Annotated in this window: 25 protein-coding genes; 19 read left to right on the top strand and 6 right to left on the bottom strand. The window is 39.4% G+C overall.

The annotated features are described in order from the left end of the window. Nucleotides 1-28: 28 nt before the first annotated feature. From AAW12_RS19495 to AAW12_RS19505, 3 genes are all read left to right on the top strand, one after another. Nucleotides 29-385, top strand: coding sequence for a PKD domain-containing protein (locus AAW12_RS19495; protein WP_197084105.1), 357 nt, complete (start codon nucleotides 29-31; stop codon nucleotides 383-385). Nucleotides 386-423: 38 nt separating this feature from the next. Continuing rightward, nucleotides 424-813 carry a hypothetical protein gene (locus AAW12_RS19500; RefSeq protein WP_231585308.1) on the top strand — a complete coding sequence of 130 codons (390 nt, stop codon included), beginning with the start codon at nucleotides 424-426 and terminating at the stop codon, nucleotides 811-813. A gap of 294 nt (nucleotides 814-1,107) precedes the next feature. Further along, entirely contained in the window at nucleotides 1,108-2,001 is an 894-nt protein-coding gene (locus AAW12_RS19505) for a sensor histidine kinase (protein ID WP_046675282.1), read from the top strand. A 501-nt stretch (nucleotides 2,002-2,502) separates the two neighbouring features. Here the strand turns inward: AAW12_RS19505 and AAW12_RS19510 are convergent. After that, complete coding sequence (locus AAW12_RS19510; protein ID WP_156167708.1) at nucleotides 2,503-3,219, bottom strand: hypothetical protein; 717 nt, start codon at nucleotides 3,217-3,219, stop codon at nucleotides 2,503-2,505. Between the two features lie 119 nt (nucleotides 3,220-3,338). On the opposite strand from AAW12_RS19510, the gene AAW12_RS25725 reads away from it, so the two are divergent. The 5 genes from AAW12_RS25725 (at nucleotide 3,339) to AAW12_RS26530 (ending at nucleotide 7,212) form a co-directional block, all read left to right on the top strand. Next, nucleotides 3,339-3,716, top strand: a complete 378-nt coding sequence (locus tag AAW12_RS25725; protein ID WP_053003833.1) for a hypothetical protein — start codon at nucleotides 3,339-3,341, stop codon at nucleotides 3,714-3,716. A gap of 83 nt (nucleotides 3,717-3,799) precedes the next feature. Further along, a complete protein-coding gene (locus AAW12_RS25730; RefSeq protein WP_053003834.1) occupies nucleotides 3,800-4,654 on the top strand; it encodes a FixH family protein in 855 nt (284 codons plus the stop codon). Nucleotides 4,655-4,696: 42 nt separating this feature from the next. Then, the gene (locus AAW12_RS19525) at nucleotides 4,697-5,188 is read left to right on the top strand and encodes a c-type cytochrome (RefSeq protein ID WP_046675284.1); all 492 of its coding nucleotides are present in this window, start codon (nucleotides 4,697-4,699) and stop codon (nucleotides 5,186-5,188) included. 436 nt (nucleotides 5,189-5,624) lie between these two features. Continuing rightward, on the top strand, nucleotides 5,625-6,491 hold the full coding sequence (locus AAW12_RS25735) for a helix-turn-helix domain-containing protein (RefSeq protein WP_053003835.1): 867 nt from the start codon (nucleotides 5,625-5,627) through the stop codon (nucleotides 6,489-6,491). Between the two features lie 547 nt (nucleotides 6,492-7,038). Continuing rightward, on the top strand, nucleotides 7,039-7,212 hold the full coding sequence (locus AAW12_RS26530; RefSeq protein WP_197084106.1) for a hypothetical protein: 174 nt from the start codon (nucleotides 7,039-7,041) through the stop codon (nucleotides 7,210-7,212). A gap of 32 nt (nucleotides 7,213-7,244) precedes the next feature. Here AAW12_RS26530 and AAW12_RS19545 read toward each other — a convergent pair whose 3' ends face one another. Together AAW12_RS19545 and AAW12_RS19550 are read right to left on the bottom strand one after the other, a co-directional pair. Then, nucleotides 7,245-8,003, bottom strand: a complete 759-nt coding sequence (locus tag AAW12_RS19545; RefSeq protein ID WP_046675287.1) for a TIGR03915 family putative DNA repair protein — start codon at nucleotides 8,001-8,003, stop codon at nucleotides 7,245-7,247. Next, the gene (locus tag AAW12_RS19550) at nucleotides 8,003-9,256 is read right to left on the bottom strand and encodes a putative DNA modification/repair radical SAM protein (protein ID WP_046675288.1); all 1,254 of its coding nucleotides are present in this window, start codon (nucleotides 9,254-9,256) and stop codon (nucleotides 8,003-8,005) included. Before AAW12_RS19550 ends, AAW12_RS19545 begins: the two co-directional genes overlap by 1 nt. 183 nt (nucleotides 9,257-9,439) lie before the next feature. Here AAW12_RS19550 and AAW12_RS19555 point away from each other — a divergent pair, with 183 nt between their 5' ends. Beyond that, nucleotides 9,440-9,946, top strand: a complete 507-nt coding sequence (locus AAW12_RS19555) for a pyridoxamine 5'-phosphate oxidase family protein (protein ID WP_046675567.1) — start codon at nucleotides 9,440-9,442, stop codon at nucleotides 9,944-9,946. A gap of 92 nt (nucleotides 9,947-10,038) precedes the next feature. Here the strand turns inward: AAW12_RS19555 and AAW12_RS26335 are convergent, their stop codons facing one another. Both AAW12_RS26335 and AAW12_RS19560 read right to left on the bottom strand, forming a co-directional pair. Then, on the bottom strand, nucleotides 10,039-10,191 hold the full coding sequence (locus AAW12_RS26335) for a lmo0937 family membrane protein (RefSeq protein ID WP_112376008.1): 153 nt from the start codon (nucleotides 10,189-10,191) through the stop codon (nucleotides 10,039-10,041). 85 nt (nucleotides 10,192-10,276) lie between these two features. Further along, nucleotides 10,277-10,798 carry a ClbS/DfsB family four-helix bundle protein gene (locus AAW12_RS19560; RefSeq protein ID WP_046675289.1) on the bottom strand — a complete coding sequence of 174 codons (522 nt, stop codon included), beginning with the start codon at nucleotides 10,796-10,798 and terminating at the stop codon, nucleotides 10,277-10,279. Nucleotides 10,799-11,166: 368 nt separating this feature from the next. Between AAW12_RS19560 and AAW12_RS19565 the strand changes: the two genes are divergently transcribed. From AAW12_RS19565 to AAW12_RS19600, 8 genes are all read left to right on the top strand, one after another. Continuing rightward, on the top strand, nucleotides 11,167-11,616 hold the full coding sequence (locus AAW12_RS19565) for a protein-disulfide reductase DsbD domain-containing protein (RefSeq protein ID WP_046675290.1): 450 nt from the start codon (nucleotides 11,167-11,169) through the stop codon (nucleotides 11,614-11,616). Nucleotides 11,617-11,895: 279 nt separating this feature from the next. Then, on the top strand, nucleotides 11,896-12,492 hold the full coding sequence (locus AAW12_RS19570) for an outer membrane beta-barrel protein (RefSeq protein WP_197084107.1): 597 nt from the start codon (nucleotides 11,896-11,898) through the stop codon (nucleotides 12,490-12,492). Nucleotides 12,493-12,707: 215 nt separating this feature from the next. Further along, the gene (locus AAW12_RS19575; RefSeq protein ID WP_053003837.1) at nucleotides 12,708-15,422 is read left to right on the top strand and encodes a GH116 family glycosyl hydrolase; all 2,715 of its coding nucleotides are present in this window, start codon (nucleotides 12,708-12,710) and stop codon (nucleotides 15,420-15,422) included. Continuing rightward, nucleotides 15,419-15,997 carry an RbsD/FucU domain-containing protein gene (locus tag AAW12_RS19580; protein ID WP_156167709.1) on the top strand — a complete coding sequence of 193 codons (579 nt, stop codon included), beginning with the start codon at nucleotides 15,419-15,421 and terminating at the stop codon, nucleotides 15,995-15,997. Before AAW12_RS19575 ends, AAW12_RS19580 begins: the two co-directional genes overlap by 4 nt. 123 nt (nucleotides 15,998-16,120) lie before the next feature. Next, nucleotides 16,121-17,332, top strand: a complete 1,212-nt coding sequence (locus AAW12_RS19585) for a GTP-binding protein (RefSeq protein WP_046675293.1) — start codon at nucleotides 16,121-16,123, stop codon at nucleotides 17,330-17,332. A gap of 293 nt (nucleotides 17,333-17,625) precedes the next feature. Next, entirely contained in the window at nucleotides 17,626-18,312 is a 687-nt protein-coding gene (locus AAW12_RS19590; RefSeq protein WP_046675294.1) for a class I SAM-dependent methyltransferase, read from the top strand. Between the two features lie 261 nt (nucleotides 18,313-18,573). Next, nucleotides 18,574-19,686, top strand: coding sequence for a sensor histidine kinase (locus AAW12_RS19595; protein WP_197084108.1), 1,113 nt, complete (start codon nucleotides 18,574-18,576; stop codon nucleotides 19,684-19,686). Then, entirely contained in the window at nucleotides 19,683-20,396 is a 714-nt protein-coding gene (locus AAW12_RS19600; RefSeq protein ID WP_046675296.1) for a LytR/AlgR family response regulator transcription factor, read from the top strand. The genes AAW12_RS19595 and AAW12_RS19600 overlap by 4 nt, the downstream gene beginning before the upstream one ends. Nucleotides 20,397-20,407: 11 nt before the next feature. Here AAW12_RS19600 and AAW12_RS19605 read toward each other — a convergent pair whose 3' ends face one another. Continuing rightward, the gene (locus AAW12_RS19605; RefSeq protein WP_046675297.1) at nucleotides 20,408-20,647 is read right to left on the bottom strand and encodes a hypothetical protein; all 240 of its coding nucleotides are present in this window, start codon (nucleotides 20,645-20,647) and stop codon (nucleotides 20,408-20,410) included. A 254-nt stretch (nucleotides 20,648-20,901) separates the two neighbouring features. Between AAW12_RS19605 and AAW12_RS19610 the strand changes: the two genes are divergently transcribed. Both AAW12_RS19610 and AAW12_RS19615 read left to right on the top strand, forming a co-directional pair. Continuing rightward, on the top strand, nucleotides 20,902-21,933 hold the full coding sequence (locus tag AAW12_RS19610) for a sulfite exporter TauE/SafE family protein (RefSeq protein WP_046675298.1): 1,032 nt from the start codon (nucleotides 20,902-20,904) through the stop codon (nucleotides 21,931-21,933). A gap of 136 nt (nucleotides 21,934-22,069) precedes the next feature. Next, nucleotides 22,070-24,526, top strand: a complete 2,457-nt coding sequence (locus AAW12_RS19615) for a PIG-L family deacetylase (RefSeq protein WP_046675299.1) — start codon at nucleotides 22,070-22,072, stop codon at nucleotides 24,524-24,526. The last annotated feature ends 21 nt before the right edge of the window (nucleotides 24,527-24,547 follow it).

The raw sequence follows: 24,547 nt of genomic DNA on the forward strand, positions 1-24,547 counted from the left end.
CAGAAAACTGTTTTTTTTAGATTATTCTATGAAAGTTATTAAAAAGATGGTGCTGTTTTCGGGGTTTATAGCAGTTTCCGCATGTAGTGATAAGGTCGAAGATAGTGTCGTGGATTGTTTCGGTCAATCCATTCTGGTTGATGTGGTTCATAAAACTTCAGAGTCAAATGCATCAAAGATTGATTTCAACATCACTTATGCAGGCAAGCAGACAATTGACAATGCTGTTCGTTGGGATTTTGGTGATGGAACGGTGCAAGATTTTACAGGACGGGATGCGAGTCATACCTACACAAAAGCGGGGACGTATACAGCCATTGCCAAGGTAAGATTGAACAACGGACATTGCTCTTTTGATATTAAAGAAACAGTAACAATAAAATAGAGTTTTAAGCTAGGCTCACCCTATAATTATACCTTGTTATGAAAAAGAAATATTTTTTTACGATACTCTTACTGAGTATGTCTTGTTCGATAATCGCCCAAGAGTACAAAAAAGTAAATACAGGTTGCAGTATGGCATCCACCTATGCTGAAATGGCGTTTATAAGCTTTAAAAAAGCTTATCAGGCTGGATCACTGGACGATGCCAGGGTTTCGCTTAAGGACGCTGTGGGCAAAGCAAAGGAAGCTTCCGCGTATAGTTTAATTCCGGATTGCAACTGTGCTAATGCCAAAAATTACTCACTTAATGCCGTGACCTTTGGTAATAAGGCTTTAAAAGCAGCAGATTTTGAGAGTTTGAAAAAGTGGGCCAAGAAAGCGATGGATATGTCGCTCGATGTGATGACAGCCATACCCAATTGTAAATAAATCGGGAACACGTTGCCACAAAATTGGTATATTTGGATTGGCCACTTCTGGGAAATAAAACGGCGTGACATGTGCAGGCAAAGACGGGTAGATGGTATACAAAGTATATGCATATTAGGGAATAGTTTTTGTAAAGGCTGGGGAAATGTCGACCCGGTCTTTTTTGGGGGGGAAATCAACGATTGACCAAAACGAGTGAGACTTGTTTTAAGGTAAATTTTTTAATTAGCACGCGATTGTTTAGCTTTGATATTCCATTAGTCATTATTATTATAAATTTATTACCTGAAAATTGTGCAAAGCCAAACTATTATTACTTTACTTATTGTTGGAATAATCATCAGTAAAACGCTGATAGGCGTACTTATCTACTTTTTAATCCGAAAGAACCGTTTGCTAAAGGTCGAGCAACTCAAATTGACGACTGCCAATAGTATCCTCAGTGAACAGGCAATTCGTATTCACCATTATAATGAGGAGTTAAAAATTGCCGAGAGTTTCAAGACTAAAGTACTGTCGATTGCCTCGCATGATCTCAGAGCACCATTTGCATCGGTCGAAATTTTATTGGGGATTGAAGATATTTCCCTAGTCGATAAGGAAGATCTTAAACTCATCTTTTTAAATTTAAAAGGACAAGTGGCCAGATCACGTACGATGTTGGAAGAGGTATTGCTATGGACTGAATCACAACTTCGGGATAAGCTTGAAAATACCGAGAATTGCAATATTTGCGATCAAATTAACGCGGTATTAGGCATCTATACCCTAGAAATCCAGCGATTCAATATACAGATCATAAATTCAGTGAGCCAGGATTTTTGGGTGGATACCCATAAGGGAATCTTTGCTTTTGTACTTAGAAATGTGATCAGCAATGCCATTAAATATGGAAGAGTCGGCGGTAATATTACGCTGCAATTGATCGATGAACAGAGCGATCGATGGGAACTTATTGTCAGCAATGATGGGGAGGAACTTTCATCGGAAGTCCTGCATAATTTAAATTTTGTCAATAGTTGGGATCGTAGAAGATCTGAAAACAAAAATGGTGCGGGATTGGGTATCTCACTCTGTAAGGATTTGATCAAACGGATTGATGGAACTATGCAGTACGAAAATCAGCATGGTATTGGGGTTACTGTCCGTATCTCGTTTCCACGGAAAGTTTATCAGGCTGTCTCTTGATAACATAGGCCTGCTTTAAGGGAACTCTTTGAATTGTCTTAATACGTTGTACTTCATGTTAATAAGTTCAATAATGTGTATAAGTTCAACGTTGAGGTAAAGCCGTCAACTTGATTCATGAACATGCTTGGATCGGTTATACCACATCTAATGCCTAAAAATTATTGCATTAAATCATTAAGGCGCTCAATTTAATGGATGCCTTTTGTTTGTTCTGTATATTGAACTTGATTTCTGTATGCCTTTTTGGAGTGCCTTATTAGGATAAATTCGCATTTTAATTCTTAGCAGCTTCCAGCATAAACAGCCCTTCGGTTTCGAAAGGGAGGTCAGGAATACGATTTTGGGCATCCATATCGACATCTCTCTTTGTCTGAATGAAAAAGCCATAGATACTAGCACCATGAAAATTAACTCTATCAAGGCATAGGATAGCTATAAGTAGTAGTAGTTGATTGCGCGGATAGGCAATCGGTAAATTGGTTGGAAAGCGAATTTAAGCTATTGCTTGACTGTTTTAAGTTCATCAATCGTTCGATTGTATCGATCATAAATTACTTTTTCAAATTCAAAACTTGGGTTTGGTTTCCAGTATTCTTCAATCTGAATCGTATTTTTCCTTAAGGTGGTCTTTGAGCTCAGTAGTGTACCTTTTCCATGGACTTCGTTTATGTCAACAGGGTTGATGGAGGAAAAATGTTTTTCTAGCATTTTCGGGATTTCGCGAAAATTGATGCAATTTTCGTAAATAACGACCTTTTTACTTGTTTTAATCAAGGGTAGGAGAACTTTCGCTAACCATCCTGGCTTTTCTGACGCGATTTGAAATGCCGGTTGTGTCAGATAAAAGCTGAACTGCGCCTGGTCGTCGCTGTGGTAGTTGCTGTAGATAATGGTCTCGATAATTTCCCAGGAGATAAATTGGGTTATTTTTAGCAAGGGGATTTGATAGGATATGCCTTTATGATCGGATCTTACACTTTCCTGTTGGGCAATCTGTTGTGTTATGGTTTTCTCGGATACTCGAAATCCAAGGGTCATACCGTATAGGATAATACCGGGGAATAGTATGAAAAGTACAGAAACGACATAAGCTCCCACAACTTTGCTGCCATTAACCATCATCAATATAGTCAAAGCTATTCCGATACAGATAAACAGCCCAAGTAATAATTTAATGACTAAAAGAGGGTTAAACTTCATTTGCTCAAAGCGCATGATTTTTAGTTAAATGTACTAAAACTTCTTGATGTTTTAGAAAAAATTTGAGCGTTTTGAAAAGAGGCAGTTCGTTGTTGGTATGTCAATAATTAGTATATTTGCTGCACTAGCGATACATGAAAGCGAAACAATTGATATGGATTCTACTGCCGCTGATGCTCCTGCAGAGCTTCTCGTCGGTATGGCTATGGACTGTTTTTGAATTTAACAGAGATTATATCGCTAAGAATGAATGTATCAATCGATTCAATGAAAAGGCACTTTCCTGTAGAGGACAATGTATTTTGATGAAAAAAATGCGTGAACATGAGGAGAAGGAACAAAAGAACCTGGAATCTCGTATAATCGATCTTGTATTTATCAATAATCAGCAATGTTTTAACCTTGATATCACTTTTTTTGAAGAAGCAGCGGCAGAAACCCTACTTCCGGAATATCAGGCAAACTATGCTTATAGACCAATCTTTACTATTTTTCACCCACCCTTGGCTTAAATCATTTTGCTTTTCGTACGGGCTGTCGGCATATTGACTGATGGCAGGTACTGTCTATTTTCAAAAGATTTAAATCAATACATATGAATTTATATTCCCGTGTCGGGACTGTCGGGGGCGTAATCTTACTGCTACTCGCATTTTCAGTTGCTTTTTCAATTTCATCCTGTACCGCCGATCATTCAAAAAAGAACGGTAAGAATGCTACAGATTTTATACTGCCTAAGGAATCCGATCTGGTCCGTATAGCGGATACTGTTTGGGATGTTACCAATTATACCGTATATGCGGATGCCAAACTCAACAATAAATATCATACCATTTATCTGCGTTTAAGAGATACCTCGGGAATTCCGATCAATGACAAATCCCTTGATTTCTATCCAGAAATGAGTATGGGACGTATGAAGCATAGAGGCCCCTTTGAGCATCCCGTCGCGCTCGGCGAAGGCTGGTATAGAGGCCCAATGGTTTTTATTATGGCGGATATCCCGCAGATGGGAAAGGGGTGGCAATTACATACGATACGTAGTCATAATCGCATAAAAGATACACTTGCCATCAAGATTCCGGTTACTGCAGCAGCAACCATGCGAACAATGAGCTCTGGAACCAGAGACGATAGCCGCGTATTTATTTCCTGCCTATTGCCTGATAGCGTAAAGCAGGGAAAGCATCGGATTCGATTTCTATTGAATAAAATGGATGGTCATCATTTCCCGGTATTAGATCATTATGTGATTAAACTAAAAACCAATAGGCTTTCTATGGGGCAGGGGCCTTCGGAAAATTTTGCTGCTGAAAGTACAGGTAATGGTTACTATGAAGGCACTGTTAATTTTTCTATGCCTGGTCGTTGGGAAGTCATTGTCGAACTATGGAAAGCGGGCAAAAAATCAAATCAGGATGATATAAAATATCTAGTGCAGGTCACTTAATACAAACAGAATTTATTTTACCAATATACTTAAACAATAAAAATGAAAAAGAGAATCAACGTAATCCTAGGCTGTTTCGGTTTTGTAGCTATACTGGCGTGTAGCGGAAACGAGGCGACAAAAGTTAAGAAGGAAAATAGTGCTCAGCAACCTTCCGCAGCTGAGTCTGGGACCATGCTCGATTATAAAACCGAGGGGCCCAAAGGTATAGGGATCATTACATCCTTCGAACACAAATCGTTTGATGCGCAGCTTGCAAATAGGGGCGTAGAACTATTTGTGTCGAAATGTGCAATGTGCCATAGTTTTGATCGTACATTGGTAGGTCCATCGTTGGACGCTGTCATCAAACGTCGTACGCCTGAGTGGATTATGAACATGATGCTAGATCCGGCAACCATGCTGGAGAAAGATGCCGACGCGAAAGCACTTAGTAAGGAATATGCTTCGCCAATGATTAGTTTGGGCTTGAAGCAAGAAGAGGCACGTGCCATTTTAGAATATTTGCGCGAACGTAATAGCACCACAAAATAGATAGGATCAATGAAATCTCTATGCAGTAGATGGTGGTTTTGTATGATAATGGCCTGGGCGATATGTTTGCAGGCAACCAATCTCCTGTGGACATTTCTTGAATTTGAATGCAATCGTGCGTATATCGAACAAAATCTCTGTGTCAATCGTTTTGAACCCGCAGCGACTTGTAAAGGTTTTTGTTACGTCAGTGAAAAAACGGTTGAACAAAAGGATGTGAACGATACACTTGCTAAGATGAAAGGGATGGAAATATTGGTCTTTGTACAGCAAATTAGAGAAATCTTGCTGTGCTCTCTCGTGTGTGCTGCTATAAATATTGTGTATCCAAAGGCTTTTGACTCCGATACGTGCAGGGGTATAATGCCTAAAATTTTAAGACCGCCGATTGTTTGATTATTCTACACATATTTTTTTACAGAATAATCATAAAGAAATGGTCATACGAAAAGAGAAATTAGATTTTCTAAATTTAGAAGATATTGATCCCACTTCGCAGGGAATCGTTATTATGCCTATAGCAGATTTTTTGCAAGCTAAGGCTAATCAGAATACGTTGCATATACGTTCGTTTTACAGCCTTTTGTTCGTTAACAGCGGCGAATTGTCCATGGTAGCAGATCAACGTTTACATATTGTGAGGAGTCATGATATCATCAGTATCAATTCAAATTGCGTTTGCAGTTTTCAACCATGTTCATCTATAGAGGGGTACAGTATATTATTTAATGAATCTTTTTTTAGGGAAAAGTATAGTATGGAAGTAATGAACTACACTCATTTTTTGAAGAGTAGGTATATGCACGAGATTACATTATCAAAAGAAGATACGATTGGTTTCCTACGAATAGTGCGCTTGATGGAGACCGCATACAATTCCTTTAAATTGAGTGCTAACAGTGTCTTGAGACGCTACTTAACTACGCTGTTCCAAATTCTAGGCAGGCATATGATGGTGGATCAAGGGGGGATGACATGGGATGAAGTCGACTATAAGGTCCGGAGTTTTGAATCTTTGGTTGATAGTCATTATGCGCAGCAGCGTTATCCTTCATTTTACGCGGAGCAATTGAATATATCGATCAACTATCTTAATCGAATTTGTAGGAAAAAGAGATCCACGAGCTGCGGTATGATCATCCGTGGACGCATTTTGTTGGAGGCAGAGCGCTTACTTTACCATACTTTTAAAACGGTAAAAGAAATTGCCTTTGAGCTCGGTTTCGAAAATGTCCCATATTTCAATACATTTTTTAAAGTAAATAAAGGAATAAGTCCCGAAGAGTTTAGGAAAAATTGCTAGTTTAAATACCACTAAAGGCCTTTTTCATATATTTGAAAAAGGCTTTACTTTTCAATATTATAGCTGTCTTTAGCCAGATTTTGGCAACAGCTTATTTGAATTCAAAGGCTTGATCTTTCCTCTTACTTTTATTGATCCACTTCTATTTTTTCTTGTCCGATTTTTTCTGACCTTCAACAGGTAAATCCAATATAGCCATTAGTAATAGATAATAACCTTTTTCCAATCCCATTTTTTTTGCTTTTTGGTGTATCGTATCCATATCTTTAGTCAATTGTTGTTTAAATTTTATTTTGCGATTTGGATAAGCATAATCAAATGCTGTACCCAAAAATTTCCCTTGGCTCGCTAACCGTATTTTTAGTGTGTAAATAACGTAGAGGTTTCATTTTGTGACAAAAAAATACGGACTGCTCAGGTATTTAATGCAGTAAAAATAGTGGATGCATCAGCAGTAAGATGTAAAAAATACATGAACGTCTTTGCTGTAAAACATTTTCCACGCCAGCATTGTCATACTTCCGATTAATAATTAAAACAGGTATTTATGAAAAAGTTAATTCCATTTGCACTCATGTCGAGTTTATTGGTACTCGTGTCGAGCTGTGCAGCAATTGAAGGTATATTTAAAGCAGGTGTATGGTCGGGCATCCTATTGGTTGTTGTCGTAGTCGCTATTGTCATTTGGTTGGTGAGCAAGTTGTTTGGTGGATCAAAATGATTATATGAACAGGATTTTCGCAACTTAGGGACTTATCTTTTTTCAACCAGATATTTCCAATAGCGTTTTGGAACATGTCTTAAGTGAAGCTTCAGGTTTTTGCGTGATTCAATAGAGGTACTTTTAAAATAAGTCTTCCAGAGATGTTGATAATCTTTTTCTTGAGGATCGAGATCCACTTCTAGCTGATATGGATCTTGAACCTCGTATGTATTGTTATTGGATACCTCTAAGATATTTTTGCCATCATAATGGAAGCCATAGTTTCGCCGTATATCATAAATTAACCAGCACTGGTCCGCGAATCGGTTTTTAAAGAAGTCTACAACCAGGGGAATCACATTGAAATCGGGTTCAACGATGGCTGTGTAGAGATTATCGTTAGACCGGACAAATCGGATAAAAGCCTTCATGCGGTGTCGTTCGCGGTTGATCTTTTTGACCATCTGATGGATACGGAGTATAGGTGGGTATCCATAATTGCGTATATCCAATTTTCCCCTTTGAAAAAGTTCAACAATCAGTTGAAATCCATTGAACCATTCAGATTGATTATCGGACAAAAAATTATGATAAAAGATTTTTGTTTCTTGTGCTCCAAGTATCTTTTCCATTCCCACTAAAATGCGCATGGCTTTTTTTACATCAGTATGTACTTGTCGCTTTTGCGAAAAAATATTAATTGTCATAGATTTTTCTGTTGTGGGAATGCTATCAAATTCTTTCCGTTCAAAAGCTTCAAATACACAACAGAGGTAACCGGAATAACTTCCGTCAAAAATATAGTCCATCAGAAAAGTGTTAGCTGTGTATTGGAAGCCGTGGCTTGTGTACGAGGATTACTTTCAAGAATAGACTTTCTGATGTTTTCAGGATAGTGGAAGCCCCCAGCGATGAGTGTATCCTGACAAACCATAAAATATTTGGCGCGATTATAGGCAATTCCTATTTTTCGAAGCTGATATTCCTTTAGTTTTCCATATTTGCGCGACTGTATAATTTTTTTGGCGGATTGCCTGCCAATACCCGGGATTCGGATAATCCACTCATAAGTAGCGCTGTTGATGTCGATGGGAAAGAATTGCGGGTTGCGTAGCGCCCAAGCAAGTTTTGGGTCTATTTCCAGATCGAGTTGTTGATGCGTACTGTTGAGTATTTCATGAAGCGAAAAACCATAAAACCGAAGAAGCCAATCTGTTTGATAAAGTCTGTTTTCACGCGCAAGCGGTGGTGATGTTCCGATTTGGGGAAGATTGGAATCGGTAGCATTAATGGGAATATAACCCGAATAATACACCCGCTTGAGATTGTAATCTTTATAGAATGTATTGGCCGCCTCCATAATTTGTAGGTCGCTTTCTGGTGTGGCTCCAATAACGAGCTGCGTACTTTGGCCTGCCGGTACAAATAAGGGGGCTTTCTTGTCTTTTTTTCGATCCTGACGAAGGTTGAGAATTTCATTTTTAATAATCGCCAGAGGCTCGCGAACGGACTGATGATCTTTTTCGGGAGCAACTAGTTTAAGTCCCTCTTCAGTGGGAATTTCGAGGTTCACGCTCATCCGGTCAACATATAGACCAGCTTCTTTTAATAACGATTCACTCGCACCCGGAATGGCTTTGAGATGGATATAACCATGAAAACGTTCTTCCGTTCGAAGTTTTTTAACAACTAACATTAAGCGTTCCATCGTGTAGTCTGCGGATTTGAAGATACCCGAACTTAAAAAAAGACCTTCAATGTAATTACGACGGTAGAAGTTCATGGTTAATTCGACGACTTCCTTCACTGAAAATGCTGCCCTTTGGACGTCGTTGCTTCGTCGGCTAACACAAAAGGAACAGTCGTAGATGCAATAATTGGTCATTAAAATTTTTAGCAGAGAAACACAGCGGCCATCTTCGGTGTAGGTGTGACAAATGCCACTAGCCGATGAATCACCTATACCACCACTATTTTTTCGTTTACTTCCGCTTGAGCTGCAACTTACGTCGTATTTAGCGGCGTCAGCTAAGATTCGTAATTTATCATCAAAACCAAACATGATTTATTCTTTAATAGTTTGCTGTAAAAATACTAATATTATTAGTAGTCGTAGCGCGTAAAATTACCTGATTTGCCTTTTTTATAGTCGCATTTTTCACCCTTAGCGTTCGAAGATTGCCTGAATTTGCTTAAAAAATAAACGATTTGTGATGGGATATTGTTTATGAATAAACTACATATTATGGCAGAGAATAATTTGAATAATAAAGAAGCTTTAGAAAAGCTAAAAGAGATCGTTGATCAAATTGATGTAGGAACGGTCTGTTCGTTCCCATCAAATTCTGACTATCCCCATGGTGTTCCGATGAGCAGACAGGAAGTGGATGCAAATGGCGATATTTGGTACATCTGTTCGGCGGAAAGTGAGACCTTTAAAAATATTTCACAGGATCCCAGAGTTTCCCTGTTTTATGCGGATCCCAAAACCTACACCTTTTTGAGTATAAATGGTTCAGCGAGTCTTTCTCGAGATCAGGAAAGGATAGACCGCTATTGGAACAAAATGATGGAAGGATGGTTTAAGAAAGGAAAAGAGGACCCCAATATTCAGTTGCTGCAGATCACACCTGACGAAGCACATTATTGGGATTCAAACTCCAATATGGTCGTCAACTTGTTTAAGATGTTGAAAGCGGCTGTAACCGGTAGTACACAAGATATAGGTAAAGAAGGAGATCTACATATTTAAAATAAACGGTGTCTTTAATTTCAACACAATAATTAACAGCTATAAAGAGGTCCTCTTTTCGAAAGTGAGGACCTTTTTTGTTGAAAAATTTGTTACGCATTTCCCTTTATCACACGTAAAAGTACTGCAATGATAGCTATCACCAAAAGAATATGGATTAGCCCGCCGCCAACAAAGCCCCCAAAGAAACTGATTGCCCATATCAGGACCAAAATAACAGCGATAGTATATAATAGATTTCCCATAGCAATGAATATATATGTTTATTGAATAACAATATTTAGCCAAAGATGGTTTACTGTTTTTTAAGTTTTTTCGCTGATTGGCCAACTAAGGATACTGTTCATTTTTTTGCTCTTTTTTCCACTTACGGATTCTTCCGACCGCATTTTGATATGGTGAAGCGGTGTTCAACTGAATCATTCTGCCTAAAGTCCATTTTTCATACCATGGTACACCATAAAGCTGCATGTTACTTTTTTGCGCTATGAGTTCCTCAATTGCTAAAACAGTTTGATCTAGTTTAGTACATAATGTCGTAAAATTAATGTCGGCATAATCCTGATAAAATTTTTGAGCCAGTTTGCCGAGCTCGTTCCATTTAAAAGCGGTCTCCGGAAAATCAACCTGTTTGTGATCTTCACTTTTCTTATTCCATTTGAGCACCAGCTCCCCCCAGCCAATTAGATAGGAAATTAAGTTATTTATACTCATTGACGTTCCTCTAGTATGCCCCGGAAGTGTAAGAAGATTAGTCTGATCGATAGGAATATCGGAAAGTTCGGACACAAGCTTGCTGTAATTTGTACGAATCGCTTGAAGAAGTTCGTCTTTTGTGGTTGGTATAGCCATGGTATAAATGTGAATAAAGCATAAGATACAGATAATTAAGTAAAATTGATTAGCTCTGGATGGTGTTATACGGCAGAACGAATGGGAAAGCTATTCAATATGCTATTTTTGACAAAACCCTTTGTTTTAGTCTGATAGCTTTTTTTGAATATATTATTGGAATTGAAAAAACGGATAACCTAAGATTGTAAAAAATTTGGTTATATGTATATTTTTTGATAAAATTTATTGTTTTTTTATAATCGTATTGTGTTTTGTTCTGTTTATAACGAATATTGTTGTAAGCATTTAGGCAGCATATTTTTTAGGGGAAATACTGCAAGAGGTATGCTGCCGATGAAATAATAAACTGAAAAATTGATACAAAGATGAAAAAGATTTTATTGTTAGTAACTGTGGTTATGTTCGCTGTTACGGGGACTTTCGCTCAGATTCATAAACCTGTTAAGTGGACTGTGGCCAGCAAAAAATTGAACAACAAAGAAGCTATGGTCTATGTGAAGGCTACTATTCAAAATGGTTGGCATATTTACTCCCAAAATGTAAAAGATGGTGGCCCAATTCCAACATCTTTCAATTTTGGTAAAGCAGCTGACTATGCTTTGCTCGGTAAGACGGCTGAACCAAAACCGAAGATCAAACACGAAGAGGTTTTCAAAATGGACGTGGGATACTTCACCAATGAAGTGATCTTTCAGCAAAAAGTTTCGCTCACTAAAGGAACAGCAACAGTAAAAGGTACCGTGGAATGGCAAGCATGTGACGCTTCACAATGTCTTCCTCCAGATGAATATGCTTTTGCTGTAACGATCAAATAGCGTAATAAATAGCAGCAATTAACCATCTAAAGTGATTTAGCGCCTAGGATAATTGATAGAAAAAGGAAAATTAAGGATAAAAGGTTAGGTTTGATTACCTGGCCTTTTTTGTTTAAAGGAGCCTTTTGGTATAAAAAATCAGCCCTTTGGTATAATATGTTAAATCTATTTTTTAAGGAATTTTAGCTTTGTTTAAATGGATTACAAATACTTACTTGAAAAGACAAATTATCGGAAAACAATTGTTTGTGTGAAGTAACGATGTGGTGTATTGTAAAAATGATAAAAATAAATCGATTAAAATTGAAGTATTGTCCGCTAGTTTGTTTTTTGATCATGGTATTGTTTGGCTTCAATACGCTTTGTTACGGACAAATGGGGTTTGGACTTCGGGTGGGAGGTAATATTTCACGTGCAAATGGAAATGCATTTGGCGCCAATAGAATGGGATATCAATTGGGAGCAGATTTGATTTTTGGACTTAATAGCAAGATGGATATTCAATTTGAACCTAGTTACAACTTAACTCGAATACGTGTCAACGACAATACCGCTTCTCTTTCCGGAGGTTTGTCCAAGGGAACCCGCTCGCTGAAATATCTCAACACGCCGGCATACCTTAAGGTTAATTTTACGAGAAAATTTTCAATCTTAGGCGGCCTAGACTTGAATATGTTGCTCAACGACGATACGTATAAACTCAACGACGGAACACCCGCGTTCAACAGTCGTACACGGATAGGATACGCATTGGGCATAGATCTTGGTGCGCTGTATTTTAGATATCGGCAGTTCAAAAAGAATAATAAAATTGTAGACAACTGGGATGCACATATTGACCAGTACCAACTGGGATTTAAAATGCGTTTGTTTTAAGCGAATAGGTCCACTGGTAGACAACCTTTACAGACTTTCCTGTGCTGTAAGTTGAGCCGCTCTGATTTTGCTACATCAGGCGGCTTTAATTTTTTATTAATTCACCATTTGTTGTTTGGATGTTTATTGCCGTATATAAAGGATATTTCAATATCTTGCAAGGACAAACCAGTATTTCCTTCCGTTAGATTTGGACGGCAATAAATTATAAACGAATGGATAGAAAAAGTTTTTTAAAGAAAGCCAGTTTATTTGGACTAGGCTTCCTGGCTACCAAATTTCCAATATGGTCAAATACCCTATTTGCCTGGGATAAACCTATACACAACATTCCAGAGGAAAAAGGTTTCAGTAGACAGTGGCTTGAAGCCCTCTATGAAAAGGGAGAGAAGATTAGCTATCGAAAAAGTAAAAATGAGCTTCGGTACATTGGGATGCCCGTAGGGGGCTTACATGCGGGTACCGTCTATATAGGAGGTGATGGTCGACTATGGCTTTGGCAGATATTTAATACAGCTTATGACGGTGAATGTGAGGGGATAGAACCCAAAAATGTGCTGTGGAACAATGGAAGGGAACTCGTTACTGTGCGCCCGAGGGATGGATCAGCTTATATTGAACCTGCTATTGCAGACAATCTTCGAAGTATGGAGCAAGGATTTGCGATTTCAACTGCGGTTAATGGAAAGCAGGTAACCAAAGAACTCCGAGAAAGCCATTGGGATGAGATTGTATTTGAAGCGACATATCCCACCTGTCGAATTACCTATAGCAGCGTAGATTTTCCATTGGATGTGGTGTTGGTTGCCTATTCGCCATTTATTCCTTTGGATCAGGACAACTCCTCATTGCCCCTTACTACCTTACATATCGAGCTACAGAATAAGGTCGATGCGCCAATCGATGTATTTGTGACGGGGTGGATGGAAAATGGTGTTCATAAAGGACGGAATGATTTTGATGTGGTAAAGAAACGCTCTTATCTCGCCGAATATGCTGGTACTCAAGTATTGCTTTTTAGCTGTGATCAGGTTCCCGATCAAGCCATGCAAGCAGGCGACCACGGAACAATGGCTTTTACCTGTACGGATAAGGAAGCACAGCCGACGACAAGGCTACAAGATTGGCCTGTAAAACCTCAGGCGATTGAGGCTGATAGGAATAATTCAACGGTGGATTTTTCTGCTATGCAAGTAGGGGCTTTTACGGTGTTACGGACAATAAGGGCAAAAGCAACGAGCCAAATTTCTTATGCTATAGCTTGGTATTTTAATAACCCCCATCCTAAACTGAAACATCATTTAAAGGATGCGCAATCGGGGTATTGGTACGGTGCCAAGTTTAGCGATGCCTGGGGGGTAATAAATTATTATTTGGTCAATCGCGAAAAGCTTGAGCGTGAAACCATGGCCTGGCAGCAAACTTGGAATGATACGACACTGCCATACTGGTTTATGGATCGCACTTTTGTCACAATAGGAACATTGGCCACAGCAAACACCATGCGTATTGCTTCAGGAAGATTCTGGGGCTGGGAGGGAGTAGGAGCATGTGCTGGTACTTGTACCCACGTTTGGCAATATGGACAATCTATGGGCAGGATATTTCCGGATCTTGAACGTAATTTACGTGAAGTAACAGATCTGGGCGTAGGTTTTCAAGCTGATACCGGTGCCATTATCTTTCGTGCTGAATATGAAAAAAGACCAGCTATCGATGGGCAGGCTGGTGTGATTCTACGGTTTTATCGCGATCATCAGATGAGTAGTGATAGCGAATTCCTGAAAAGAAACTGGCCTAAGCTTAAGAAGGCGGTTCAATTTGTCCTTAATCAGGATAAAAACGGTGATGGGATGACTGATACACCAATGGAAAATACACTGGATGCGGTCTGGGAAGGTGAAATCGCCTGGATTGTCGGATTGTGTCTCGCTGCAGTACAAGCCGCCGCATTGATGGCACAGGAAGTCGGCGATAAAAAGTTTCAAAAATTGTGTTTGGAATACGTGCGCAAAGGATCTGAAAATATGGATAGCAAGCTCTTCAACGGGGAGTATTATATTCATCGTCCCGATATGTTGCAAGGGCGGAAGATGTTGGGATCCTATAATACTTGTCATATTGATCAGGTCTATGGACAGGCTTGGTGCGCCCAGGTGGATATGCCACGGATAAGTAGTCGGGAGAAAGTCATATCTGCCTTGAAAGCACTCTGGAAATATAACTTCACCATGGATGTAGGGCCTTATATAAAAACACATCTTGGTGGAAGACCATATGCCTTAGCAGGGGAGGGTGGGATGGTTATGAATACCAACCCTAAGAATGAAGACAAGGCTTACGGTGATAATACAACATGGCAACTAGGTTATTTTCATGAGTGCATGAGCGGGTTTGAACATCAGGTCGCTGCACATATGATGGCAGAAGGCATGGTTGATGAAAGTTTGGCATTGACAAGGGCGATCCACGATCGTCATCATGCGGCCAAGAGAAATCCTTTTAACGAAATTGAATGCAGCGATCATTACGCACGGGCAATGGCGAGTTATGGAACCTTTATCAGCGCCTGTGGTTTCAGTTATCACGGACCCAAAGGACAGATCGGTTTTGCACCTAAGTTCGGAAGATCCGATTTTAAAGCACCTTTCACAACAGCAAGAGGATGGGGAACCTATTCCCAAAAGCGAAAAACGAATAGCGACTGTACATGTACATTAACCTTGAAGTATGGTCAGTTGACACTCAATGAATTTCATATCGGTGATGCAGATGGATTATCGATTGATAAGACTAATGTTATTGTAAACCAAAATGATACGTCGATCAGGTTGGTTGGATTGAGGCGTTTGGACGGACGTTTGATCCTCAATTTTAGGAACCAAGTTACACTAAAAATCGGAGATATACTAACAATACAATGGTTATGAAAAAATGGATAAATAATTTGCTTTTTACCATGATGTTTGCCGTAATGGCGGGATGCAACTCATCGCCACGTCATTTGGGTGACCCACCATTAAAACCAGATTGGCAAGATCTATTTACGCAGCAATTACCTTTGCTGGGACACCGTAACTGGATATTGATTGTGGATAAGGCCTATCCTATTCCTGCAAACAAAAGTATGCTGATAATCAATACGGAAAGAAATATGCCTGAAGTATTGAATACGGTTGTGGGGCTACTCGATACGCAAACGCATGTAAGGCCTATTTTTTATGAAGACAATGAGCTTGGATATTTGGATGAAAGCATCGCTCCGGGCTTGAAAGCACATCAGGAAAGTCTAAAGAAGTTACTTCCGAAGACAAAATTAATCCCATTGATGCACGAAGCGGTGTTTGCGAAAATGGATAAAGCCGCGCAGCTTTTCGGCGTTGTTATACTGAAGACAGAATCAACAGTACCTTACAGTTCCCTGTTTATCGAACTAGACTGCAAATATTGGGATGATGATCGTGAACGGATGTTACGGCAAAGAATAGCTGATCATGTTAAATGAGTCTTCATTATTCATGAGTTTTTAAGAGAGTTATGAAGCTTGTTGGTTTTGCGTACACTTTTATTAAGCAACAATGTTGCATTTACGATGTTTTGTTGTTACATTTGTTTAAACGAAATTAGTATGAGCAGCATTTCCAAAAAAGCTAAATTGCCTGTCACCGTTTTAAGTGGATTTTTAGGTGCAGGAAAAACAACTCTATTGAATCATATTTTACACAATAAAGAGGGCAAGAAAGTTGCCGTTATTGTCAATGATATGAGTGAAGTGAATATTGATGCGCAGGCTGTTGAGCGCGAAAATGTACTTTCGCGAACAGAAGAAAAGCTCGTGGAGATGAGTAACGGATGTATTTGTTGTACCTTAAGGGAGGATTTGATGGTGGAGGTGGAGCGCCTAGCAAAAGAAAATCGCTTTGATTATCTCCTTATCGAGAGTACCGGTATTTCGGAACCTATCCCAGTGGCGCAGACATTCAGTTATGTTGGTGCTGATAATGCGATTGATCTGTCTACGTTCAGTTACATTGATACCATGGTAACTGTTGTGGACTGTTTTAACTTCGCTAAAGATTTTGGAAGCGCGGATACCCTATTGGATAGGAAACTGACGGATGACAATTATGACAACAGGGCCATTGTAAATCTGTTGACTGATCAGATCGAATTCGCCAACGTTATCCTGCTGAATAAAGCCGATTTGGTATCTGAGGAAACTTTGGGCACTCTGGAGTCTGCTATTAAGCGACTCAATCCAGGAGCTAAGCTTATCCGTGCCCAATTTGGACGTGTTGATCCAAAGGAAATCATGGGGACTGGCTCGTTTGACTTCGACGAAGCTTCTTCTTCGGCAGGATGGATCCGTGAACTTGAAAGTGAACATAGCCCTGAAACAGAGGAGTATGGTATTTCGTCTTTTGTTTTTCGATCGCAGCGTCCTTTCCATCCACAACGATTGCACCGTTATCTCAACGAGCGCTACCCGCACAATATCATACGAGCCAAAGGTCTCCTGTGGTTGGCCTCCCGACCGAATCTGGCGATTAGCTTTAGTCAGGCAGGTGGTAGCGTAAGGTTGGAAAGTGCAGGTTCATGGTGGAGTAGTATGCCCGAGGAGCAGCGCTATCAGTACCCTAATTATGCTGAAATTAGAGCTGAGCTTCTTAAAAGCTGGCATCCGGAGTGGGAAGATCGAAAAAATGAATTGGTATTTATAGGTCAGGATCTGGATAAGGAAAAATATTTGGCAGAACTGGAAGAATGCCTATTGACAGAAGAAGAAGGCGATGACTGGCGTTATACGTGGTGGAAAGACGAGTTTCCCAAAAATATTTAAAACTATTTGTGATTTGCAATGGTTAAAAAAATAGGTAATGTAGGTTAGATATTGTATTTTTCGAAGGCCAGAGATCGATTCTCTGGCCTTTTTGATATTGGTTTACCTGACCAGCATATAAAACTCAGGCACCCAGCTAACCGACGAAATATAAGTAACGAGATTGTCAGAATAGCTTCATGTTATTTAGAATAGTTTTAAATAATGAGCTTTCCCCATATATTTGGAATGAAGAAGGACTAAAGCCTTTTAAATGATTTCTAATTTTTTGTTGAACGATTATTGATATATAGATGAATAAAGTAGAACTGTTTGAAAATGAACGTGCCAGTGGCTATGATCAATTTGTTGAGACATGGATTCCCAATTACCATTATTTTTTAGATCTGTTGCCTAAGCTCCTTCAAGAAATTGAAAATAAGGATTTATTGGTGGTGGGTTGTGGTACAGGAAATGAGATCGAACGCTTTGCCGAGACGGTAGAATCTTGGAAAATAACAGGAGTCGATCCGTCACCTGAGATGATTAGTCAGGCCCGGGAAAAATTTGAAGCGGATGAGAATGTTCATCTCGTCGAAGGTGTGGTAAGTGATTTGGACGAAAAGAAACAATATGGTGCTGCGACGCTTTTGTTAGTATTACACTTTTTAGAAGACAATGGTGATAAATTGGTTCTGCTCCAAAATATCTCGAAGAGAATGTTACCGCAAGCACCGTTGCTATTATTAGACATTACGGGCAATAAGGAGCAGATTCAACAAAACTTGCAATTGTTGCGGCTCCTTCTGCCCAAGGGGATAGATGAAACACAGGTCGCTCAAAGATTGCGAAGAATCGAACATGAATTGTTGCATGTTTCGGAAGAGCGATTAGCCGAGCTCTGTGAAGAAGCCGGATTTGAACCTCCTATTCGATTCTTTCAATCATCGATTTATATGGGGTGGATAACCCGAAAAAAAGATATTATTTCCTTTTCTTAGTAAAGGGATTGAAGGAAAGTCCCGCATTAATATAAAACGACGGATCGGGACTTGCTTCCCATACATAATCGCGCTGGGTGTTATTTTTTTCAAACATGTGTGCACGAGGTATAGTTTTTAGTCCAGATTTAAGGGGGCAATAAAAGATCGGCCAAGATTATGCTCGAGGGTCAGACCTGAATTGATTTCCCTCTGACTAAAGGTGATCATTCACTAGTTTTGGTATAAAAAAAACAAGCCTTCGTATAAGAGATCGGTTATGTGGCAAGAAAAGCACTATTTTTGTTATTCGGGTTAACATTATTCTCCTGCATGCAAGACTTCAATAATAGTATCGTTTTAAGGTTTTTTACTGAAAATAAATTCAGGCCACTGCGACACGTGTTTTTTCTGATCGGTTTACTCCTGCTCTTTGCAAATGCAAATTCGAGTTCTCATTTTCAGGGTAGTTATCGGTTTTATTTTTCTATTATCCTATGGTTTGTGTTTGTCTGCATGTTTTACGCTAATATGTATGTACTTATACCCAAGTTTTTCTTTAAGGCCAAATATGAGTTATATGTCTTAGCATTAATACTGCTGGTGACAGCTAGCTTACTGGTGGTTATGTACATTGCCAACTATATCTATTCCATTCATGTTCCGGCTATAAAAAAGCCTGAATCGGATTCTATGGGGTTGATTGCAGCTTTATTTATCTGTCTCCCTATTATTCTAACTACGACGACTTTCAAGCTTTTTAAACGTTGGTTGGAAGACAATAAGCGCATTTCTGAACTGAAAAATTTGGCGCTGACCACAGAGCTTATTTCCTTGAAGAACCAGATTCAGCCACATTTTTTATTCAACATGCTGAACAACGTTAAGGCTTTAATTCGAAAAGATCCAAATATGGCTACCGAGGTCATCATGAAACTATCAGACTTTCTGAGATATCAGCTCTACGAAAATAATGATGATAGGACGCTTTTGAGGTCTGAAATCAACTTTATCTCCAATTTTCTAAAATTGGAGGAAATACGCCGCGATAACCTCACAACGCGTATATCCTGCCCAGCAGAATTGGAAAAGAAAGGTATATTCCTACCACCACATCTTTTTACAGCCTTTGTTGAAAACGCAATTAAACATAGTCTCAGCCCACGCGCTGGTGATACCTTTATTACAATTCATTTTTCTGAGGCTAATCAGCAGCTTTGTTTTGAATGTGAAAATTCGAAAGATCCCGACAGCTCATTTGTCCGAAGCAAATACAGCGGGCTGGGATTGGCTAATGCCAAAAGACGGCTGGATCTCTTGTATAGAAATGATTACGAACTGTTGGTGTCAACAACTGAGACCCTGTATAGCGTTAAACTTACTATTCCATTATGAATTGCATTATTGTAGATGATGAACCCCTTGCGAGGGAAGAAATGAAAAATTTAATCGAAGAAATTTCTTCGATTCAGATTGTTGGTACATTTTCCAACGCGATATCAGCATTGGAATGTATCAAGACGAATGCGGTAGATCTGCTTTTTCTGGATATTGAGATGCCGACGGTTAATGGTCTTGATTTTGCACAATCACTTCCCAGTGATAAGTTGGTGATCCTAACGACAGCCTATGCGCAGTATGCACTGAAAAGTTACGAATTGGACGCAATAGACTATCTTTTGAAGCCCATCAATAAGGAACGTTTGGCCAAAGCGATCGATAAAGCACTAGCTTATAAAAAGCTATTGGCCTTAGCAGAAATACAAAGTACGGTGGAGAAGGCTAGTGAGGAGGCTCTTTTTATTAAATCCGACAGGAAATACTATAAAATTGCGTTTACTGATATTCGCTTTATAGAAGCGCTCAAAGATTACGTGGTCATCTATACGCGGAACAATAAACTGATTACTGCGATGAATTTGAAAACAATCCACCAGAAACTTCCGGATAACCTCTTCGCCCGTAGCAGTAAATCCTATTTGATTAACTTGTCCTTTATTGATTCATTTGACAATCATACTGTTTACATCGACAAATTTGAAATTCCGATCGGTGAAATCTATCGAGAAGCTTTCTTTAAACAGTACACGGGAGGACTGCTGTAACCTTTCGGCTGTTAGGCGACTACAAAACAATCCAGAAAATCGACTTGGATACCATAACCAGCTAGGAAATGCGTCAGGTAGTCTATGGAACACTCTTCTGTTTCGAACCTGAAAATGGCATCCTCATCATCTAAATCGACAGTGGCATCTTGCACTTGCGGAAGATGAGTTTTGACCAACTCCATCAAAAAATTTTTCTTGTCTTTGGTCTTTACAGAACTTTTAAAAATCAATACTTGCCTAACTTTCATCACGACTAATTTATATGTTCAAAATTATCTGATGCCCCAATCATAGGGAATATCGGTACAAATCTATATTCTTCGTTGCTTCACGCAACCTATATTATACGAAAGCATTTAGTTTTTATACAAAAACAAGGTTGAGCAGTGAGCAGATGAATGGTGTAGATCATATGGAGAGGCTAGGGATATCAATTCTAAATTTCTGCAGAATGCCGGTGCATTTTTGTAGGGTGCTACGATAAAATGTTTTTTGTTGAAATATGATGATAAATTTAGTTATCCTGTTTTTAGGTGCGATAGCCGCTTTTTGGATCAGCGCTATATGTGGGGGAGGAGCAAGCCTTATCCTTATTCCCTTATTGAATTTTATGTTACCTTCTTCGGTAATTCCATTCTCGTTAACTATTGGTTCGTTTACCAGCTCAGTGTCGAGAATAATTGTTTTTAAGCGGCATATCAAATGGAGGATCTTTCTATGGTTTGTACCATTTTCAATTCCGGCTGTACTATTGGGTGGATATCTGATTAAATCTATAGAACCTTCCTATTTGCAGCTACTTGTTGCTTTTTTTCTCATGGGAAATATTCCTCAATTGTTTAAATCAAAAAACGCAGAGCTGCCTTCCGAACCCAAGTATTCGAAATCTTTTCTGGCAATTATTGGTTTTCTTTCGGGCTTTATTTCAGGAATTACAGGTGCAATTGGCTTGTTGTTCAACCGGTTTTATTTAAGAATGGGGCTTTCTAAGGAGGAGATTATTGCCACCCGTGCTGCAAATGAAGTGTTTTTACATCTTGTGAAGCTTGTTATTTATATTATTTTAGGTCTGTATTCTAAAGCAGCGCTGGGACTGGGTTTGGCAATTGCTGTTGCAACGATAGTCTCTTCATTTACTGTTCAGTTTATATTACCCTACATCAGCGACCGGGCATTCAAGAAAATAGGTTATGGCGCTATGGTTGTCTCGGGAGTGATATTGTTGGCAGGTAGTTCGCGTCAGATTGTCGATCAAAATGGCTTGCAGATAGCCTTAGATCACGCGAAGAATAAAACTGAATTCGCATTGAGCTGGAGAGACTCCAATTTTGTCTTGGAATATAGTCAAACACATGGTTTGGAATTCGAACGATCTATTCACTGGACTGGTTTACCATTCCAGCTTCAGCAAAAGTATTTTTCCCTTTGCAAAAACCATCGTAGTATCTATATCGAAAAGGTGATACGTTTTAGAAAAGAAGTTAGTTATGAATTTTACTGCCATAAAGGAGGTGTGTTAACACGATTGGATTAAATTGTCTCTTGCCTTTTCATTTTAAAATGTTTATTTCTACTGGTTTTAAATTGTATTGATATATAATCTATCTATTTAGTAGATTATTGGAAAATATTCCTATATTTGAACCGAAGAAATATTTAGCAGGAAGGATATGGCATTGGAATTTTTAGCACAACAGGCACTAACGCAGCATTTGAATCAAGCTTTTTCACGGAGAGAACAAATGATGATGCGCAAGCTATGTATGCTTAAAATTTCGGATCGTGTTTTATATACCGGTGCCCATCCGGACGACGAGAACAATAAATTATTGACTTTTCTAGCGCAGGATCAATTGGTCGAGACAGCCTACCTTTCTGTCACGAGAGGTGAAGGGGGACAGAATTTTATCGGTAAAGAGAAGGGGTTGGGTTTAGGGGTACTTCGGGTGCAGGAATCACTTGCAGCACGTGAAATTGAAGGGACAAAACAATTCTTTACGCGTGCTAAGGATTTTGGCTTTGCAAAATCAGTGGATGAAACTTTAGCGCGATGGGATGAAAACGGTGTGCTGGCAGATATGGTATGGACTATCCGTTATTTTCGTCCCACTGTAATCATAACGCGATTTTCACCGGATGTTCCTGACGCGCATGGACACCATCAGGCCTCAGCGATTCTAATGGCAAAGGCTTTTGATCTAGCCGCTGATCCAACAGCTTATATAGAACAGTTAGCAGAGCTAAGGCCTTGGCAAGCGCGGCAATTGCTGTGGAATGTATATCAGGAGAGTGGTGTTAAAGATATTGGCGGAGAAGTAACACCTTTGCCAGCATATATTTCTTTGGATATTCCTGTAAGACATGGCTCTTTTGATTTACATTATGGTGAAATTGCAGCAGAAAGTCGTAATCGACATCGTTCTCAGGCCATGGTAAGTTTGGCGCAGCATCACTCTAGTATCGAGTATTTTGAAGTATTAAAAAGTGCATCGATCAATTCAGAGGCTGTGAATACTATTTTTACGCATTGTTCAGTGCAAGATTCTTATGCAAATGTATTCAATCGGTTGGTGGATGACCTTATCGCAAAATGTGAGTCTGATACGGCAGAGCTTACATTGGAGCTTGCTTCGATCTTATTTTGGATGAAGATCGTTCCCGAAGATAATATTATTCATAAAAAACGAGCTGAGGTAGAACGTCTTCTGCTTGATTTTGCTGGTGTCTCCTTAGAAGTACAGGCTTCTAACGACCTATGGGTGCCGGGAACCGAGGTTAATATGATCTTGCATGCGCATATTCCAGCTGAGTCTAATTTGCAGTTGACAGCGGTAAATGTTCCTTTTATAAGGGGGGCAAGGCAAATAGATCTTCCCTTGTCTCCATCGAAAATGATCCATTTGAATGGTCAGCTTCTTCATACAATTTTACCTTCTTTTCCAACTTGGCTTAATGCTAATGGTGACGCACATAATTACACACCAGAATCGTCTGCTGATGTTGTATTGACACAATATGGGACCGAATTGTTGGTTCATTTGGAACTGGAATTTGCCGGCTTACCGATCGCGATTAAGCTTCCTGTAAGACATGCAGGTAGTCCAGTTGTCGTAGCTCCCCCGGTAACAGCAGCATTTGATTCGGATATCGTTGTGCTGTCTAAAGCGACCCAACGTTTAGTTGCTTTGGAGCTGCAATCCAATATAGCCGAATCCTTACCTATTAAAGTGAGGTTAACGCTTCCGGACGGATTGAGCGCATTTCCGAAAGAAATTGATCTCAACATCGCAGGTAATGCAGCGGAAAAACTTTATTTTGAGTTGAGTTCAGCAGCATCACAGGAAGAGATTCAAGAGATTGGATTTGAGATTGAGACCAGTTCAGGTAAATATCCGTTCACATCGAGAAGTATTGTTTATCCGCATATTAACAAAGTAACTTACTTTCCTAAGGGAATACTACGGGTGCTAAACTTGCCAGTGGATATTACGGCCCGGAAAGTTGCTTATATTTCGGGGATGAATGATGAACTTGGAGGGAGCTTGTGCCAACTTGTTGAACAATTGGATATTATTCCATTTGAGTCCATTGGTGAAATAAATCTCTTCGATTTTGATGCAGTGGTCCTGGGAGTACGGATTTACAATACTCATTCCTTAATTGCGGAATTTCATCAGCTTTTCCGTGACTATGTGGAGCAGGGCGGTGTATTGATAGGGCAGTATAATACGCCATATGATTTGCATTTGACTGAGGTTGGGACTTATCCTTTAGCTGTTTCTCAAGAAAGAATTACAGATGTGGAGAGCCGCATTTCATTTTTAGACCCATCTCATCGTATATTGAATTACCCCAATGTAATTGGACAGCATGATTTTCAAAATTGGGTACAAGATCGGGCACTTTTTTTACCGCAAAAATGGAGTGCAGACTTTGAACCAATACTACGCGGGCAAAACGCAAACAATCAGCATGAAGATGGCTTGTTACTGCTTCGCAAAACAGGAAAAGGTTATTATATCTACAATAGTTTGTCTCTATTTAGACAACTGCCTGCAGGAGTAGCGGGAGCATATCGTCTTTTTGCCAATATGCTTTCACTTTCATCAGTCTCAGATACTTATTGATCAATCAGTGTTGTAGGCGAG

Origin of the sequence: Sphingobacterium sp. Ag1 (genome assembly GCF_000988325.1) — a bacterium.
GTDB lineage: Bacteria > Bacteroidota > Bacteroidia > Sphingobacteriales > Sphingobacteriaceae > Sphingobacterium.

Coding starts and splice junctions, on each gene's coding strand:
- AAW12_RS19495 (WP_197084105.1), top strand. CDS start 29: ATGAAAGTTATTAAAAAGATGGTGCTGTTTTCGGGGTTTATAGCAGTT.
- AAW12_RS19500 (WP_231585308.1), top strand. CDS start 424: ATGAAAAAGAAATATTTTTTTACGATACTCTTACTGAGTATGTCTTGT.
- AAW12_RS19510 (WP_156167708.1), bottom strand. CDS start 3,219: ATGCGCTTTGAGCAAATGAAGTTTAACCCTCTTTTAGTCATTAAATTA.
- AAW12_RS25725 (WP_053003833.1), top strand. CDS start 3,339: ATGAAAGCGAAACAATTGATATGGATTCTACTGCCGCTGATGCTCCTG.
- AAW12_RS25730 (WP_053003834.1), top strand. CDS start 3,800: ATGAATTTATATTCCCGTGTCGGGACTGTCGGGGGCGTAATCTTACTG.
- AAW12_RS19525 (WP_046675284.1), top strand. CDS start 4,697: ATGAAAAAGAGAATCAACGTAATCCTAGGCTGTTTCGGTTTTGTAGCT.
- AAW12_RS25735 (WP_053003835.1), top strand. CDS start 5,625: ATGGTCATACGAAAAGAGAAATTAGATTTTCTAAATTTAGAAGATATT.
- AAW12_RS26530 (WP_197084106.1), top strand. CDS start 7,039: ATGAAAAAGTTAATTCCATTTGCACTCATGTCGAGTTTATTGGTACTC.
- AAW12_RS19545 (WP_046675287.1), bottom strand. CDS start 8,003: ATGGACTATATTTTTGACGGAAGTTATTCCGGTTACCTCTGTTGTGTA.
- AAW12_RS19550 (WP_046675288.1), bottom strand. CDS start 9,256: ATGTTTGGTTTTGATGATAAATTACGAATCTTAGCTGACGCCGCTAAA.
- AAW12_RS19555 (WP_046675567.1), top strand. CDS start 9,440: ATGGCAGAGAATAATTTGAATAATAAAGAAGCTTTAGAAAAGCTAAAA.
- AAW12_RS26335 (WP_112376008.1), bottom strand. CDS start 10,191: ATGGGAAATCTATTATATACTATCGCTGTTATTTTGGTCCTGATATGG.
- AAW12_RS19560 (WP_046675289.1), bottom strand. CDS start 10,798: ATGGCTATACCAACCACAAAAGACGAACTTCTTCAAGCGATTCGTACA.
- AAW12_RS19565 (WP_046675290.1), top strand. CDS start 11,167: ATGAAAAAGATTTTATTGTTAGTAACTGTGGTTATGTTCGCTGTTACG.
- AAW12_RS19570 (WP_197084107.1), top strand. CDS start 11,896: ATGATAAAAATAAATCGATTAAAATTGAAGTATTGTCCGCTAGTTTGT.
- AAW12_RS19575 (WP_053003837.1), top strand. CDS start 12,708: ATGGATAGAAAAAGTTTTTTAAAGAAAGCCAGTTTATTTGGACTAGGC.
- AAW12_RS19580 (WP_156167709.1), top strand. CDS start 15,419: ATGAAAAAATGGATAAATAATTTGCTTTTTACCATGATGTTTGCCGTA.
- AAW12_RS19585 (WP_046675293.1), top strand. CDS start 16,121: ATGAGCAGCATTTCCAAAAAAGCTAAATTGCCTGTCACCGTTTTAAGT.
- AAW12_RS19590 (WP_046675294.1), top strand. CDS start 17,626: ATGAATAAAGTAGAACTGTTTGAAAATGAACGTGCCAGTGGCTATGAT.
- AAW12_RS19600 (WP_046675296.1), top strand. CDS start 19,683: ATGAATTGCATTATTGTAGATGATGAACCCCTTGCGAGGGAAGAAATG.
- AAW12_RS19605 (WP_046675297.1), bottom strand. CDS start 20,647: ATGAAAGTTAGGCAAGTATTGATTTTTAAAAGTTCTGTAAAGACCAAA.
- AAW12_RS19610 (WP_046675298.1), top strand. CDS start 20,902: ATGATGATAAATTTAGTTATCCTGTTTTTAGGTGCGATAGCCGCTTTT.
- AAW12_RS19615 (WP_046675299.1), top strand. CDS start 22,070: ATGGCATTGGAATTTTTAGCACAACAGGCACTAACGCAGCATTTGAAT.